The organism is Pilibacter termitis, from assembly GCF_900167335.1.
Classification (GTDB): domain Bacteria; phylum Bacillota; class Bacilli; order Lactobacillales; family Streptococcaceae; genus Pilibacter; species Pilibacter termitis.
This window is the reverse complement of the sequence record NZ_FUXI01000005.1, coordinates 115,843-132,026: the sequence shown is the minus strand read 5'-3', so window position 1 is coordinate 132,026 and position 16,184 is coordinate 115,843. Positions and strand designations below refer to the sequence as shown.

Here is a 16,184-nt window from a genome sequence, read left to right as displayed (position 1 = left end):
TTCGCAGTGTCGCTCGAAACTTGCGTTTCGAGTAGATAAACGACACGGCTCACTGTTGCAAACTCCTGACCGCCCCTCTTCGCTTTTCTTTTTGTGTTACTTTGTGAATATGTAGGCATTCTTTTATGTTAAAAATACTAGGTTAAAAAGAATCTATTGTTATTTATACCATAAAGAGATGAAAATGGCAATATTATTATTTATTGTTTAAATTTCGTTAAAGAAATCTAATTAAAAATGATTTCATCCGTTGTAACAATTTTGTGTGTATTTTCTTTCAATTGAACGTGAAATGAGCATTGTTGCTATTTTTTTGTAAAGTCTATGTTTGCTTGTGCTTTCTGATAGAAAAAACATTGTGAACTTTCGGTTTTAAATAAATAAAAATTCCTTTCATTTTACTTGCGTTCAGTTCAAAATTCGCTTAATGTTTAGATATCGTAAAAAACTTTTTTTATAAAAGATTTTTAGAGGTGCCCATAATTGAAACTGTAAGAAAAACTGTATGCAATTCGTTTTTTTAAATGGAGCTTGTGCGATTTGTTAGTTTTAGGGTTAAGGTCATGTAAAATTGAATAGTTCGAGAACTTAAAACAATTTAGAAAAGATTTCGAGCAGGCGAAAATTGTGAGTGACTCCGCTTGGACTTCAGGGGCGAAGGACACTACCTTTTTCATAGAAAAAAGTCCAGAAAATTCTTATTAGTATTGGGGTGTTTTTTGGCACTGCTAAAAAATGTCTTAAAAAGATTGATTTGTTATAATAAATAAAAACAATTCTCTTTAGGGTACCCTTTATAAAAAACAGAAACGAGCAAATCATGGAAAAAATTATTATTCAACACAGTGGCGATCTTCATTCTCATTTGGACAATTGGTGTAAGGTGCGGCGGTTTTTGCAAGAGGGGAAGAAAGCGGAAAATGAACAGACAACGGTTGTGACGGTTGACTTGGGGGATTTTGTTGATAGGTGGCATCCACTTACGGAGGCGACAGACGCAAAACAGAGTATTGAGCTGATGAACGAAGCAGGCTATGATGCGGTTACGATTGGCAACAATGAAGGAATTGGCAATCCAAAATTTGTGCTTGACCATTTGTACGAACAGGCGAATTTTGATGTATTGCTTGGAAATTTATTGGACGGTGAAACTTTAGAGCCACCTACTTGGCGAAAAGATGAGAAAATTCTCGTTACAAACTCGGGAACAAAAATTGGTTTGTTTGCTTTTACTGCTCCGTTTCCGCTCACGTATGAGCCGAATGGCTGGAAGATTTTGAATCCAGAAGAGATGATGAACGAGTGGGTGGAACGAATTAGACCAAAGGTAGATGTGCTGATTTTGATGAGTCATTTAGGGGTGAACGCAGACAAGCGAATTGCTCAAAAATTCCCAGAAATTGATGTGATTTTAGGCAGTCATACTCATCATTTGTTTGAAAATGGCAAACTGGAAAATGGTGTATTGCTTACTGGTGCGGGAAAATTTGGGCAATATGTTGGCAAAGTGACACTTTTGCTAGAGGAAAAGAAAATTGTCAGCAAAGAGGCACACACGTATAAGACGGCTGAAATGCGGGAAATTGCCACAGATGAAAAGGAAATTTTGGGTTACATGAATAAAGGTCATGCACTTTTACAGGAAGAAAAAATCGCCAATCTTCCCTTTGACTTGACCAATCAGGCGGAAGATAATTTTCCTTTAACACAAATGACACTAAATGCTGTTGCAAATTTTGCGAACACGGAGGCGAGTATTTTGAATACAGGACTTCTCCAGACAGATTTGCCAAAAGGAATCGTCAACATGGACGAGTTGCACCGCACATTGCCACATCCTATGCACATTCTTCGGGTTACGCTTGACGGTGAAAATTTTCGGCGAATGATTTATGAAATGGAAAAAAATCGTTCATTTTTGCGACCGTTTGCGGTTGTCGGCATGGGATTTCGTGGCAAAATATTTGGAGAGCTAGTCTATCAAAACATTTTCTTCGACAAAGAAACTAGAGAGGTTTATTATTGTGGGAAAAAAGTGGAGAATGATCAAAACTACACATTTGCAACGGTTGACCATTTGATGTTTCTTCCATTTTTTCCAACGATAGAGCTATATAGCGAACATGAGTTTCTTTTTCCTGAATTTATTCGGACGGTTTTGGCAAAACATCTTTCTAAGACTTTTCCATTGGAGGAAAATGCGGTATAATAGGAGAAGTATTTTATAGACATGAGGAAAGAAAACATGAGTAAAACACATGATTTGTCGCAAGAATTAGAGGCGACTTTAGATAAAATTCATGAAGAAGAAAAAGCTCAAGAGAAGAAACTCAAAAAGCTTTGGACACCAGAAAATGTGGACGTTGACGGTGAAATCGTACAAATTGGCGAAAGAAAATATCGTTTGGTTTACAATCATCGTGAAGCGTTCGAGCCAGAAAAATTAGGCGAGCGTTTTTCAGAAGTGCTTTCTCGCTATGACTATGTCGTGGGCGATTGGGGGTATGAACAACTTCGTTTGAAAGGATTTTTTAACTCTACGCATAAAAAAGCATTGGCAGAACAAAAAATTGATACTTTAGAAGATTATTTGTATGAGTTTTGTAATTTTGGTTGTGCATTTTTTGTTTTAGAACGCATTGGTGGCAAACACGAACGTTATCGCAGTGAGGAGGTACGAGAGTATTCTCCTAAGAAAAAACGGAAAAACTACGGCAATAAAAAACGTCAAGTTCAAAATCAAACTCAAGCACATACACGTGAAAAAATTTCTCCAGTCAACGAGAAAAAGCCAAAACGTGTGAAACCAGTCTTTAAACAGACGACTACTAAAAAGGAAAATCAGCCAAAAGAATATACAAAAGTCGAGAAAAAACGAAACTTTACCATTCGACAAAAAGGCTAAACGATAAAATGAGGAAATCAGAAGATGATTTTCTCATTATTTTATGAGAAAAGAGGAAGAATTGTGCGTGTAAGAAAAAGAAAAGGTGCGGAAGAATATATCGCAGAAAATCCAGACTGGGTGGTGCTAACCCCTGATGAGTGGCGAGGTCGCTGGCATGAGCGGTTCGGCAATGACCACCCTATTCACATTGAAGTGGGCAGTGGCAAAGGGCGATTTATTACGGAAATGGCAAAAGCACACCCTGAAATCAATTATATCGGCATTGACATTCAGCTGTCGGTGATTAGTTATGCTCTTGACAAAGTGCTGGAAGCAAATGTGCCAAATGTTCAGCTATTGCGTGTTGACGGCAGTGATTTGACCAATTATTTTGCGGAAAATGAAGTGGATTTGCTGTATTTGAATTTCTCTGACCCTTGGCATAAAAAACGTCATGAAAAGCGTAGACTCACGTATAAGAGCTTTCTTGCGACGTTTGAGACGATTCTTGTGCCACATGGTGAAATTCATTTCAAAACAGACAATCAAGGACTTTTTGAATACTCGCTCATGAGTTTTTCTCAATATGGTATGAAACTCCAGCAAGTGTGGTTAGATTTGCACACTTCTAACTATGAGGGAAATATTATGACAGAATATGAGGAGAAATTTTCTTCTAAAGGACAGAGGATTTATCGAGTGGAGGCGAGGTTTTAGACTAGAAAAATCGCAGAAATTTCATTTTTTCAAATGAAGTTTCTGCGATTTTTTTTTTTTATTTAATTTGATTTTAAATTTGTATTGTGATGAGAGAAATACTTTGAAAATTTCAATGGTGAAGTATTTCTTTTTCTCTCTTGTTGGTAGAAATAAGCAATGCTTTGAGGTAAGTCATCTTCAAATAGCATGGCATCATCGTCATTTTCAAAATTGTAGGCAACAGCACTTGGTAATAATCTGACACCCATTTCACGTGCGAGTTGTTGGTCGCTGATAAACGCTCGTTTGACCAAATCATTTTGCCGATCCAAGCAAAACAATTCAAAATTTGCTCCGATTTTATTTACTACATCAAGCACTAATTCTTTTCCATACTCTCTGTTGTGAGTGTTGATTTCTTCTTGCAAGGTCAAAAGAAATTCTCGTCCTTTTTTTCTCCCCTGAAGTTGAATGGCTTTTAAATCTAAAGCAGCAGAATAGCTTATCTCAAACAAATGGTTGAGCAATTCTATTTTAGGTCTGACAATTCCGTCACGAAGTAAAGTTTCCTTGATAGAACGCATATTGACGACAGGAATAAAACGAAAATGGAAGTTTTTTTCATCATTTTCAGAAATAGCCAAAGTTTGCTTTTCAGCAAGCATACTTTCGTTTCCAATAGGATTGATAAATAAATAAATCTCAATCACGCTTATCACCTCCAAGCACGTTAATCTCAGTATCTTTGATTAATAACTACATTAATATAATAGCACGAAAAGCGATTTTTTGAAAATGTTAACTCTTGACTATAATATTAAGACTTTATACTCTTCCAAGCTGTTCAAACATTCTAGCCACTTTGTTTTTAGCAGGTTTGTTTTGAATGGAGAGCGTCTCTAACAGTTGCAACCAAGCCTTTTTTCCTTCTTCAGCGTCTGAAACTTCAAGCTCCAATTCATAGTCGTGTCCGTCTCCATACCAACTTTCATCTAAAGCGATTAATCCTTCTGGAACTTCAACTTCTACACGTTTGGTAGTAAGTGTGCCGAAATGTTTGAATGTGTCAACTTCAAGACTCAATTCTTCTAATTTTTTTGCCACAACATTATTTTTTGGCAATTTATTTTCCGAAAGTATCTTTTTTGCTTGAGCTACGCTTAACGGTGCATTGATTTCCAATTTCCCAATTGTTTGCGGAATTTTGATTGTCAATTCTGCAGAAGTAGGCAATGTGCGAACACGCAAGCCGATTTTTCGATTTTTTAATTCAAAATTTTCCGTGTCAAAATAATGATTTTCTTGCGTAAAAGAATTTGTCTCGTTTCCATTGAAATAGTGCAAAACGTGTAAATATTCTTCCTCGCTTAACATTGTTTTAAATTCAATTTCAAGATTTTCACTCATATTTTTTCTCCTTTCTACGCTCTCACTTCGTCCAAGCGGGGTCATTCGCGAACTAAAGTCCGCTCAAAGTCTTTTCTAATGCTAAAGTTAGGTCAAAAAGATAAATATTCCACCTGACGAATAGTATTTGTAACCATATTATAAGACAAATCAATGGAAAGGTAAAAGTAGAAGAGCTATTAGGGGAACTTATTGTAGGTATCTTTATATGAAAAAACAACTTCCATTTATTTGAAAGTTGTTTTTTGGGTTATTTGTCCCCTCACGGGGTTTAAGGGTTCTAAAATAGATGATTAACAACGTATCGCTCACAGGGCGATTGTTTCCGTCCCCTCTCGGGGTTTAAGGGTTCTAAATTCAAAATGTCAAAATTTTCAGGAATTGTAGAATTTGTTTCCGTCCCCTCACGGGGTTTAAGGGTTCTAAATGATTCAAACGATGAAAGACTATCGTGACCCGTACTCGGTTTCCGTCCCCTCACGGGGTTTAAGGGTTCTAAATGTATTCATCAAATCCTCCAAACCATCTTCTACATGTTTCCGTCCCCTCACGGGGTTTAAGGGTTCTAAATGTTACAGGATAATCCGTCGTCACAAGCAAATGATTTGGTTTCCGTCCCCTCACGGGGTTTAAGGGTTCTAAATTTTATGTGGGGTTTGATGAGAAAAAGTATCGTGTTTCCGTCCCCTCACGGGGTTTAAGGGTTCTAAATGTAAGCGGTAAAATCGAACAAAAGTTAGTTGATAGTTTCCGTCCCCTCACGGGGTTTAAGGGTTCTAAATGGAAAATGTGGGGGCAGTTGACCCTGAAGGAAAAAATGTTTCCGTCCCCTCACGGGGTTTAAGGGTTCTAAATTATTGGTAGCTTTAATGGCAGCACTATGGACACCGTTTCCGTCCCCTCACGGGGTTTAAGGGTTCTAAATACTCCCGGAACTCCTGACATTTGTACTACAAAGTTTCCGTCCCCTCACGGGGTTTAAGGGTTCTAAATTTTAGATGAAGGCACTAAGCAAGCCTTAGATAGGTTTCCGTCCCCTCACGGGGTTTAAGGGTTCTAAATCCTACATTTTGTGGGTGTGGATTCAAGACATACAAGATATTGTATCCTCCACCGAACTTACTCTTATTTTACCATAAAAAACGTGGGAGAAATAGTTTTTTTTGCAAAAAGAAATAAAAAATGTTCTTAATCATATAGGTAACCATATAATAATTGTCAAAAGAAAGTGCAAATTCTTATATTTCAATGTTGGATTATTGGGAAATAGACAAAGAGTGTTTGCTAAAGGATTGAGCGAGAGAGAATTTTGACGAAAAAGGGAAAAACTATTTTTTATTATATTTTTTGTCCGTTTTTCAGGAGAAAGGTTTAATGAAATGCGTTGCAATTTGACCTAAGATAAGTTTGTAAAAGGCGATAGATATGGGTACCCTATACAAAAGGAATTTTGTAAATGAGTAGACAAACACTTCACAAGATGAAGTGTAGAGAGGGGTTGTCAATCATGAAAACCAAAGTCCTTGCCCTATCACTTGGCTACGTGATGTTTACTTATGGCTTATCACAAGTATTTCCAACACATTTTCCGTTACATTCTGAAGTGAATGCAGTAGAAGAACTTGTCATTCCAGCAGAAAACAAAAAAGAGTTGGAGGATATGCAAGTAATAGACGTAGCTGAAAACGAGGAGTTTAAAGAGGTGAATGAACCACAAACTCCAGAAATAAAAGAGGAGGTCAAACAAGAAACTCCAGTAGCAAAAGAGGAAATAGTGGAACCTCCAAAAATAGAAGAAATTCCACCGGAAGAAATTCAACAAGAAGAAATAGTAGAAACTTCTCCAGCACCACCGGTATCGGTTCCTCAAGAGCAAGAAAAAGTAGAGGTCAAACAAACTCCACCACCACCTGCCCCAGTAACCCCACCTTCACCACCAGAAGTGCCACAAGTACAATCATGGACGATTTTTTACCAAGAATTTACCATTCCATTTAAAAACGGCGGTCAAGCAAACGGTCAAGCGATTATTGACAGCAACCCTTATGGTGTCGCCTCTACTTGGGGCGGAGCAGAAATATTCTCTGGTGTGGACGGTTTAAGTACACATTTTATCGGACACAACGAGGGAGCATTTACGTGTTTCGTCAGTGCGAAAAAAGGGGAAGTGGTTCAAGTGACAGACGGGGGAGGTGTAATGTATTATTACACTATTACGCAAATCACATTGGTTGACCCGTCAGGAATTGAGCGTGGAACAGGAAAAGATTTATTTTACAACATCATCAACGCAAACGAAGGAGAACGCATAGTCATTCAAACCTGCATAGACAACATCTGGCGTTTAATACTTTTTTGTTATTAGAAGAAAAGCGAAGAGGGGCGTTTTGAAGTCTGTGGCAGTGAGCCGTGCCGTTCACTTGCTACTACACTTCGTTTCGCATACAGTCTTTCTAAGAATCAAAGATTCTTGAAAGACTAGCATCAAAACGCAAGTTTCGAGCGGCACTGCGAACAGCCACCAGACTTCAGCCCCTCGTAGCTAGACAAAGAAAAGCGAGCGGGGCGTTCAGGAGGTTGTCGCAGTGAGCCATGCCATTTACTTGCTTGAAGCAAAGCTTCAAGTGGGATTGCGAACAGCGACCAACCTCCTGCCCCTCGTAGCTAGACAGAGAAAAGCGAGCGGGGCGTTTTGAAGTCTGCAACAGCAAACACTGTCGTTCATTTACTAGAAACGTAAGTTTCTAGCGACATTGTGAGCAGTTGCCAGACTTCAGCCCCTCGTAGCTAGACAAAGAAAAGCAAGAGGGGCGTTCAGGAGGTTGTCGCAGAGAGCCATGCTTGAATCAAAGTTTCAAGCGACATTGCGAACACTTACCAAATTTCAACCCACGCAACCACCTATCAAAAAAATCGTCTGCTCACTTCACACGAGCAGACGATTTATTAATGTTGAGCTGTCTCCTCCAATCTATTTTTTTGTAGCTTGAGAGCTAGTTTAAAGAAAGATTGGTACATTGCCTCGCTAACATTGAATCGCCATTCAAAGATGATTGCGGTTTCTTTTTTGATTGGTGCAACGTTTGTAATGATAAAATCAGTCGTTTCATCTGGTATTTCTTGAAAATGGAAATGCACACCAGAATGTAGAGACAAAGTGTCACGAATGACTTCATTTTTCATAATATTATCAGCCATATCCACACAAACATTTATTTTAGGCAAAAGTTTGGTTGCGGGGAAATGAATACATTCCTGTTTGCCATAAAATCCATAAATAAACGGATAAATCATTTGATTGAAAAAAATATTGTCAAACTGAGTTGAGAAATCGTAAGTTTGTCGGTTTTCTTGTGAGTATTTTTTCATGATGTCAGCAAGCAGTTCAACAGCTTTTACAGCAATCGGATAATTCTTTTCATATTCTTCGATGAGTAGCGGTTGTTTGATATAAAAGCCCTCAAATCGCATATAGCGAGCGACAGCTAATGAAAATGGTGTTTTTAAAATCTGTTTTATCTCATCAGGTAAAAGGAAATTTTCCTCAAAACGTTCGACAAATTTTTCCCAAATGCGATCAAGTTGTTGACGAAATGTAGGGTTTAGCCAGTCTTGTGTAGTGTCTCGCCGTGGAAAATTGGCGATGAAAAGAAAATTCATCAACATTCTCACTTCTTGTTCGGCGATTTTCTTCTCAACTCCCTCGGCACAAAAATATGAAAACAAAATGTGATAGACACGTTCCATTTCTTCGGAAAACTCTTCGGGCAAACGCAAAAAACGGTGTTCGATTCTTTTCGGAAGAAAATGCCCTTCTCTTGCTCGTAACATCGAAATATTAAACATGGCAAAAAACGAGAGATATTGACTTTCTGAAAAGGGATGAAAAATTTCTGTTGTTCGTTGCAGAAAATCCTTTAGTAAAATCTCTGTTTTTTTAGCGAAACTATACAACCAACGGTTATCGAATTTCATGAAATCCCTCATTTGATAAGGGCAAAAGGAACGGTGAAACAATTCGTAGAGAAAAATGCGTATTTGTATCTCGTTTCCCTCCAGAGTGAATTTATTATTGATTTCAAACTTTCGTGAATTGATTTTCAGATTGATTTCTTTTCGTTTTTCCATTAGAGTGATTTCACTACTTTTCAACGAATGTTTCGCAAAATTTTCAAACTCTAGCGTTTCAATCCAACTGCGAATTTTCATGAGACTTCTTCGATTGTCTTTAAGCGTTTGATAGCTTAACAAAAATTTTATCGTTGACTGCAAATAACTAGCGTATAAAAAAGAAATTTGCATAGGATGTTCCAAATCCACAAATAACGCATTTCCTCGCAATTGTACGGGAATTTTCTCATAAAGTCCAAGAGTTTGAATATCCTCAGAGATTTCTTCCATGTAACGCAAAATAGATCGAGAAGATTTCATTTTGATATGAAATTGCCTCAAAATATCTTCTAAATAACGTTCAAAAAAATGAATATCCGCCTCTTTTACCGCATAAAGCTGCATTGTCTCGAGCATGAGTAATTTAATAATTTCCTTGTTTTCTAGCAGTTCAAACATTGTTAGCCCTCCTACATCATCATACATTTTAGGATAGTGTGCAAAGTTTAAGGTTTATGACATAGAAACTCTAAAAACTCAGGATTCTCTCGAAAAAATTATTTTTATATAGAGTTTTTAAAGCTCTTTATTATAATTCTATTATAAAAAAACTTAGCATAAAAACAAGGAGAATTTTTAAATTTTATAAGTTTTATCAAGAAAAATGTGAAGTAATGGCGTTGGAAATTTTAGTGATACCCTTAAATAAATGTTACTTAACAACGGAGATAAGTTCACACCTTGTAGTGTTCCTTCCTCTGATGTTTTTCAAGTGTAGTAACAGTTGGTTATGTATCATATCGTCTATACATCGCCCTCACAGAAACACTTTGCCTCTCGCTACCAGTTCCTACTGCCAAGTCTGCAATGAAATTCCACCACCTATTTAGCTGCCATGACTGGCACACCACATAAAAAAAGCATCAATAGAAAGTCTATCAATGCTTTTATTCTTTATTCTTTATGCTTTTCCTGCAAATAAGATAAGTCTTGTTGTATCGCTCAAACAAGTTTGGAGTGTTACACGTTCTCCGCCACCTGCTCCTGTAATTCTATCCCAAAGATCTTGACCTGTCGTAGTATCTACTCCATGTGTATCTACCACATCTCGTTCGTTGACAATATAAGTTGTTGCATTTCCATTGCCGTCTGTAATCACAATACTTGCTCCTACATTTACACCAAGCAAGCAACTAAATGCTCCAACATTGTGTCCAATAAAGTGAGTGTTCATGCCGTCATTGCCTGATTGCACGCTTGCTCCACCCCAAGTTGATGCTACGCCGTTCGGATTGCTGTCAATAATGGATTGCCCACTTCCTTGACCTCCATTTTGGTAAGGAATGGCACTTCCTGCAACATAAATCGTATTTGGTTGGAGTGTATTTTCTTGCTTTTGTGGTGTAGCAGTTGCCGCTGGTGCTGGTGTTGCAGGCTCTTGTGCAGTTGCTGGTTGAGTGGCAGGAGCTTCTTCGGCTGGCTCTGTGCTTTCGTAAGTGGCATCTGCTGTATCTGCTTGTGCCACATCTTCCGTTGATGCTTGTGTTTGCGGTTCTTCTTCGGTTGTTTGTGTAGTTTCTTCTGCTGATTGCGTAGTAGAAGTAGCAGTTGATGCTGGTGCTTTAGTAGCACTTGGTTTTGTTGAACTTGACATAGCGGATATAGCTGTCGCTTCTTTTTTTGCTTTAGAAGCAATTTGTTGAACAACTGCATTTTCCTCATCAGTTGCTTTTGTCGCTTGTGCCTCCATGCTATTATAGAAAACACCGATTAAAGCGACTACAACTACTGTAAGAGATGCTGTGAATAATAGTTTGAATACCTTTGATTTTTTCATTTTATTTTGCCTCCATTGTTTATTTGACTAGACATATCATTTTGTATGTTCTCCTGTTTCATTTACAAGATAATCATAAAACTACATTCATTTTTTTAATAGCAACCCGACTCAGCTTCACAAGCATAAAAATTTTTGATACGGTCTATACCATTGATATTTCAACATTTCTACGCTTTTTATCAATTTTTCCCTCCTCAATATAAAAAAATGACGGTTTATTGTCTAAAAAAAGTAGACTTATTCGTTATTCTTCTTTGTCTTGACAGTATGGGAGGTGAAACAATAAATTTCCACAAATAAGGGTACCTCTAAAAAACCTCCGCCATAAATACAAAAACCACATAAACTCAACATAGTTCTCTAAAATGTTGAGTTTATGTGGTTTTTTAATTTTAAATACTTTAGCTTAGGATTTTACCTACAACCCCTCTATGCCTGTGCCCAAACACTTTCCAAAACATTCGTTTGCTCACGAGCAGGGCCTACTGAGAATGTAGAAATTCTCACGCCGACAAGTTCGCTGATGCGGTGAACGTAGTTGCGTGCGTTGGCTGGAAGTTCGGCAAGCGTTTTGACACTTGTAATATCCTCGCTCCACCCGGGAAGTTCCTCGTAAATTGGTTTACAACGTTTTAATTGCTCCAAACTAGCGGGATAATAATCAATTCTTTCACCGTCTAAATCGTAAGCTACACAGATTTTGAGGGTTTCAAGACCTGTTAATACATCAATAGAATTTAGGCTCAAGTTTGTAATGCCACTTACACGGCGAGAATGACGCATGACAACAGAATCAAACCAGCCGACACGACGAGGGCGACCTGTTGTAGTGCCGTATTCTTTTCCTACACGGCGAATTGTCTCCCCTGTTTCATCGAATAATTCCGTTGGGAAAGGACCGTCTCCCACACGAGAAGTATAGGCTTTACATACGCCAACGACTTTGTTGATTTTGCTAGGACCTACTCCGCTACCAATTGTTACTCCACCGGCAACAGGATTACTACTTGTCACGTAAGGATAAGTTCCTTGGTCAATGTCAAGCATTACTCCTTGAGCACCTTCAAACAAAACACGTTTTCCTTGGTCAAGTGCATCATTTAAAATAACAGAAGTATCTGTAACATATTTTTTGATTTGTTGACCATATGCGTAATATTCCTCAAAAATTTCATCAAAGCTCATAGAATTACATTCATACATTTTTTCAAATAGACGATTTTTGTCTTTCAAATTGCGTTCTAAACGCTCTGCAAAAATTTCTTTGTCCAAAAGGTCAGCGATACGAATCCCTACACGAGCAGCTTTGTCCATGTAAGCTGGGCCGATTCCTTTAATTGTTGTGCCAATTTTATTTTCTCCCTTTGCATCTTCTTGCAACTGATCGAGCTGGATATGATAAGGAAGAATGACATGAGCACGATCGGAAATACGCAAATTATCTGTCGTAATCCCTTCCTCATGCAAATAATCCAATTCTTTTACCAATGATTTAGGATTGACCACCACCCCGTTTCCAATAACAGAAATTTTTTCTTTGTAGAAAATTCCTGACGGAATCAAGTGCAATTTGTATTTCTTGTCCTCGATAATGACCGTATGACCTGCATTATCTCCACCTTGATAACGAGCGATAACTTCAGCATTTTCACTTAGGAAATCTGTAATCTTCCCTTTCCCTTCATCGCCCCACTGCGTACCAACAACAACAACTGATGACATATTCTACACCTCGGAATTTTTTTATTTGTTCAACTTCTTTATTATATAGGTAAACAGGAAAATTATCAAAGGGTTATGAAAAGTTCTCAAGATAAATGTCTTTTTGTGACAGGAATGTTCATCTTCGGTGGAAATTTTGAAATTTTTTTTTGCGAGAATCGAAAAAAACAAGTAGAAAAAATTTTTTTTAAAAGAAATGATGTCTGGAATTTTGAAATTTCACGTTTGAAGTCTTATAGTGAGCGTAGGTTTCAGAAAGGGGGGAAACGAATGGGCAAAAAAATTGTAGCTTTTGTTCTTTGGATGTGTTTTTCTGTTGGAACATTTTCAAGTGCATTTGCTACAAGCGTATCGCGTGATACACAAAATTTAACAACCTTAGCAGCGGACGAGGAGGGAATTTATTTGCCTCTCAATCCTATGGAACCTTCAATTCAAGACGGGAAAGGGGGAGAAGTGAGAAATATTTTGCCTAAGGAAATTATACCAAATCCCGCAGACCCAAACATTCAAGCAGGAGTTGCTTTGACAGGGGAACAAGTAGATAGTGATTATCCCAATTACATTTATCCTGTAAAAGGAACGGGAATTTCATTTTCGATTTTACCAAAAAATTTTTATTTTGGCACAATCAAAGTGACAGCTCCTGATGCGAAAAAGGAAATCCTTGAATTTCATCAACTAACGCCTGCTAAGTCGAAAGAAAAAGGTTACAAGCAAGTAGTACAAGTGCATGAAGGACGCTTAAATACGAGTAATTTTTCAGTAAGTGTCGCTTTAAAAGGATTTGAAGGACTAAAGGGAATTGAAATGAGTTTGGGGGAGGATAAGGTGAGAGCCACCTCTCGTGGCGGAGCGTTAGAAAAACATGGGTTTAATTCAAAAGATGCTCAATCGACCTATTTAGCTGCAAATGGAAACAGCAAGGTCATTATGGCTTCTAAGTCAAGTAACAATCCAGTCAAAGACGGGGCTTCGATTTTTTGGGATTTTGAAAATGTAACACTCAGGATTCCAAAAGAATCAATAAAAGCAGGTGTTTATAAAGGAAAAATGATTTGGAGCCTATCAACAGAACCGAAAAATTAAGTAAGAAAAGCTATGAGGGCATTCAGGAGTTTGGAACTTGACCCAACTTTTGCCCTCACACACAGAAGAAGGAGAGAAACTCAAATGAGAAAATTAACACTAATTACAGGAATTGCACTTTGTGCAGTAGCGTTACAAACAGGAATGAACGTCTCAGCATTAGGGACGGCGGAAGATACCACAGGAAAAGTGGAATTGAAAAAAGACACGACAACAAACGTAGTCGTTCCACCGTCAACTGGTGGAGGCAATACAGGTGGTGGTACGGTAAGCCCGTCAAAACTTGAATTTGCGGAAGTGCCGACTGAAATTTTATTTAACAAAAAAATTACTTCTGCAGACCAAATTGCACCGCTTGTTACATTTACTGCCGTGAGAGGAAAAGATGCTCAAGGGAATGTAACAACAGGAAATCAACGTGTTGGGGTTTATGACGGTCGCCTTTTAGTAGACGGGATTAACTGGAAAGTTTCAGCGAAAGCAACAGAATTTAAAACAGCAAATGGGAATGCGAAGTTGACAGGGGCAAAAATCAAGTTGAAAGATGTGAAATTAACTTCACAAGACACATCAGCAGCGTTGAGTTTTAAAACAGCCTCAAAAGATTTTGTTATCTCAACGAACAACACATCTGCTGATTTCTTCGGAACAAAAGATTCTACAAGCCAAGCAAAACAGTTCTCATACGCAGAATGGGATCCTGAAAAAGTGGAATTAGAAGTTGCGGGAAATCAATTAGTTGAAGGAACATTTAGCTCAACAATTAGCTGGAATTTGTCTGATACAGCAATTAACTAGCCACATATGAGTCGAAATGAGGAAGAGAGACAAAATTCTCTCTCCTCTTACATATGACAAAACTAGAAAAGGTGGTGATGCACATTTGGATGAAAAAGAGAAAAAGTAGTAAAGTGACGGAAAGGAAAAAAATGTTAAGGAAAAAATTATTTATTGTGATGAGTTTGTTTTTGTTTGGAGGAATGAGTGTTGCTACTTTTGCTGAAGAGGGAAGGGCTGACACGAAAAATTACTCTGTTCAAAAAGTGGATAGTGGAGGTGCGGTGGCAAAGGAAAATACAGGATATTTTGATTTGTTGATGAAACCGGGTGAAAAACGGACGATTGTTGCTGAAATAAAAAATAGTTCGGAAAATCAAATTGTGGTGGATAATCAAATTCATACAGCGTTTACGAATAGTAATGGGGAAATTGCTTATAATACGAAAAGTGAAAGTTATGATGAAAGTTTGAAAATCAAGATGAGTGATATTGCCAAGGTCAATGAAAGTGATATTAAGGCAGAAGTGGAGAAAAAAGGAACGAGGAAAGTACGTGTTGAAATCGAAGTGCCAGAAAATGCACAAAAAGGGGTGATTTTAGGCTCGTGGTTTTTCGATAAGGAAGGGCAGACGAGCGAGAATGACAAGCAAAAAGGTGTTGCCATTCAGATGAAATACACTTATACATTAGGGATAAAAATAACAATCGACTCTGAAATTGCTACGCCACACATTGATTTGACAAAAGTGACTGTCGGGAATCTCGATTATCGCAAAGCATTTTTCGCTCATATTCAAAATGATCAACCTGCGATTATGGGGGAGTTGCTTTATGAGGGGGAAATTACGGAAAAAGGCAAGTATGATGTGCTGTATAAAGGAAAGTTAGAAAAAAGAGCTTTAGCCCCTAATTCTACTTATGCTTTTCCTATTTTTTTAGGAAAGGAGCAATTTGAGGCGGGCGATTATACGTTTCGGGTGAAAGTGACGTCAAGCGATCCTAAGTGGAAAACGCAAACGTGGGAATTTTCCAAGAATTTCACAATTTTGGCAGACGAGGCGGTAAAACATAACAAGGAGGCATTGAATGACGGTGTGCCAGAGAAAAAAGAACCGATAGGATTGTACGTCATTATCGGAGGACTGGTGTTCTTGGTATTGGTTATTTTCATTGTGATTTTCATCAAACGAAAAGGGAGAGAAAAACAAAGCGTCAAAGAATATGCCGAAGAAAAAATTGCTTTGCTAGAAAGAGAAAAACGTCACAAGGAGCGGAAAATAAAACGACAACGTGAGGAGAGAGAAGAGTGAAAAAACGATTATTAGCGGGCATTTTTATTTGTAGTTTGCTGAGTCTATTTCATTTGACAACCAATGTTTCAGCAAATGAAAGCGAAAGCTCGATTACAATTGAAGTGGACTCATCATTTGTAACGGCAAATATGGAAAATAAAGTGAAAAAAGAAAAGAAACTACCTGAGAAGTCAGTAAACATGAACTACAAAGAAACAAAACAAGAGAGGGGAAATCTTTTGAATACAGGGGAGAGAAAAAATAGCCTATTGCTCATCGTTGGCATTTTCGCACTTACTCTCTCACTGCTCGTTGCATGGAAAAGAAAGGTGAGAAGTGCGTTTTGAAGTCTGCAACA

The 16,184-nt window shown here is 37.9% G+C and carries 13 protein-coding genes and 1 CRISPR repeat array; of the genes, 8 read left to right on the top strand and 5 right to left on the bottom strand.

The features are described 5' to 3' along the window. The first annotated feature begins 820 nt into the window (after positions 1-820). From B5D30_RS03345 to trmB, 3 genes are all read left to right on the top strand, one after another. Positions 821-2,209: a bifunctional metallophosphatase/5'-nucleotidase gene (locus B5D30_RS03345; protein WP_078806628.1), complete on the top strand. Its 1,389-nt coding sequence runs from the start codon at positions 821-823 to the stop codon at positions 2,207-2,209. Between the two features lie 36 nt (positions 2,210-2,245). Then, positions 2,246-2,905 carry a YutD family protein gene (locus tag B5D30_RS03340; protein ID WP_234984615.1) on the top strand — a complete coding sequence of 220 codons (660 nt, stop codon included), beginning with the start codon at positions 2,246-2,248 and terminating at the stop codon, positions 2,903-2,905. A 63-nt stretch (positions 2,906-2,968) separates the two neighbouring features. Beyond that, positions 2,969-3,604, top strand: a complete 636-nt coding sequence (gene trmB / locus B5D30_RS03335; protein ID WP_078806633.1) for a tRNA (guanosine(46)-N7)-methyltransferase TrmB — start codon at positions 2,969-2,971, stop codon at positions 3,602-3,604. A gap of 62 nt (positions 3,605-3,666) precedes the next feature. On the opposite strand, the gene B5D30_RS03330 is transcribed toward trmB, so the two are convergent. After that, positions 3,667-4,296, bottom strand: a complete 630-nt coding sequence (locus B5D30_RS03330) for a DsbA family protein (protein ID WP_078806626.1) — start codon at positions 4,294-4,296, stop codon at positions 3,667-3,669. Between the two features lie 115 nt (positions 4,297-4,411). Next, positions 4,412-4,993, bottom strand: a complete 582-nt coding sequence (locus B5D30_RS03325; protein WP_078806625.1) for a CYTH domain-containing protein — start codon at positions 4,991-4,993, stop codon at positions 4,412-4,414. A 250-nt stretch (positions 4,994-5,243) separates the two neighbouring features. After that, positions 5,244-6,055: direct repeats of the CRISPR family, unit length 36 nt; unit sequence GTTTCCGTCCCCTCACGGGGTTTAAGGGTTCTAAAT. 445 nt (positions 6,056-6,500) lie between these two features. Here B5D30_RS03325 and B5D30_RS03320 point away from each other — a divergent pair. After that, positions 6,501-7,358, top strand: coding sequence for a sortase family protein (locus B5D30_RS03320; protein ID WP_078806624.1), 858 nt, complete (start codon positions 6,501-6,503; stop codon positions 7,356-7,358). Between the two features lie 581 nt (positions 7,359-7,939). Here the strand turns inward: B5D30_RS03320 and B5D30_RS03315 are convergent. From B5D30_RS03315 to B5D30_RS03305, 3 genes are all read right to left on the bottom strand, one after another. After that, the gene (locus B5D30_RS03315; protein ID WP_078806623.1) at positions 7,940-9,562 is read right to left on the bottom strand and encodes a BglG family transcription antiterminator; all 1,623 of its coding nucleotides are present in this window, start codon (positions 9,560-9,562) and stop codon (positions 7,940-7,942) included. Positions 9,563-10,064: 502 nt separating this feature from the next. Continuing rightward, positions 10,065-10,940: a sortase domain-containing protein gene (locus tag B5D30_RS03310; protein ID WP_078806622.1), complete on the bottom strand. Its 876-nt coding sequence runs from the start codon at positions 10,938-10,940 to the stop codon at positions 10,065-10,067. A gap of 432 nt (positions 10,941-11,372) precedes the next feature. Then, positions 11,373-12,665, bottom strand: coding sequence for an adenylosuccinate synthase (locus B5D30_RS03305; RefSeq protein WP_078806621.1), 1,293 nt, complete (start codon positions 12,663-12,665; stop codon positions 11,373-11,375). A gap of 270 nt (positions 12,666-12,935) precedes the next feature. Between B5D30_RS03305 and B5D30_RS03300 the strand changes: the two genes are divergently transcribed. The 4 genes from B5D30_RS03300 to B5D30_RS03285 all read left to right on the top strand — a co-directional run bounded on the left by B5D30_RS03300 (position 12,936) and on the right by B5D30_RS03285 (position 16,173). Next, a complete protein-coding gene (locus B5D30_RS03300) occupies positions 12,936-13,754 on the top strand; it encodes a WxL domain-containing protein (RefSeq protein WP_159443184.1) in 819 nt (272 codons plus the stop codon). An 84-nt stretch (positions 13,755-13,838) separates the two neighbouring features. Further along, positions 13,839-14,552 (top strand): WxL domain-containing protein, encoded by a 714-nt coding sequence (locus B5D30_RS03295; RefSeq protein ID WP_159443183.1) that lies wholly within the window; start codon positions 13,839-13,841, stop codon positions 14,550-14,552. A gap of 131 nt (positions 14,553-14,683) precedes the next feature. Continuing rightward, on the top strand, positions 14,684-15,844 hold the full coding sequence (locus B5D30_RS03290; RefSeq protein WP_159443182.1) for a WxLIP family cell surface protein: 1,161 nt from the start codon (positions 14,684-14,686) through the stop codon (positions 15,842-15,844). Then, positions 15,841-16,173 (top strand): LPXTG cell wall anchor domain-containing protein, encoded by a 333-nt coding sequence (locus B5D30_RS03285; protein ID WP_078806617.1) that lies wholly within the window; start codon positions 15,841-15,843, stop codon positions 16,171-16,173. The genes B5D30_RS03290 and B5D30_RS03285 overlap by 4 nt, the downstream gene beginning before the upstream one ends. Positions 16,174-16,184: the final 11 nt, after the last annotated feature.

What these genes read in the sequence shown, in the direction of transcription:
- B5D30_RS03290 (WP_159443182.1), top strand. Translation starts at nt 14,684, where the DNA reads ATGTTAAGGAAAAAATTATTTATTGTGATGAGTTTGTTTTTGTTTGGA.
- B5D30_RS03340 (WP_234984615.1), top strand. Translation starts at nt 2,246, where the DNA reads ATGAGTAAAACACATGATTTGTCGCAAGAATTAGAGGCGACTTTAGAT.
- B5D30_RS03325 (WP_078806625.1), bottom strand. Translation starts at nt 4,993, where the DNA reads ATGAGTGAAAATCTTGAAATTGAATTTAAAACAATGTTAAGCGAGGAA.
- B5D30_RS03315 (WP_078806623.1), bottom strand. Translation starts at nt 9,562, where the DNA reads ATGTTTGAACTGCTAGAAAACAAGGAAATTATTAAATTACTCATGCTC.
- B5D30_RS03300 (WP_159443184.1), top strand. Translation starts at nt 12,936, where the DNA reads ATGGGCAAAAAAATTGTAGCTTTTGTTCTTTGGATGTGTTTTTCTGTT.
- B5D30_RS03320 (WP_078806624.1), top strand. Translation starts at nt 6,501, where the DNA reads ATGAAAACCAAAGTCCTTGCCCTATCACTTGGCTACGTGATGTTTACT.
- B5D30_RS03305 (WP_078806621.1), bottom strand. Translation starts at nt 12,665, where the DNA reads ATGTCATCAGTTGTTGTTGTTGGTACGCAGTGGGGCGATGAAGGGAAA.
- B5D30_RS03295 (WP_159443183.1), top strand. Translation starts at nt 13,839, where the DNA reads ATGAGAAAATTAACACTAATTACAGGAATTGCACTTTGTGCAGTAGCG.
- B5D30_RS03345 (WP_078806628.1), top strand. Translation starts at nt 821, where the DNA reads ATGGAAAAAATTATTATTCAACACAGTGGCGATCTTCATTCTCATTTG.
- B5D30_RS03310 (WP_078806622.1), bottom strand. Translation starts at nt 10,940, where the DNA reads ATGAAAAAATCAAAGGTATTCAAACTATTATTCACAGCATCTCTTACA.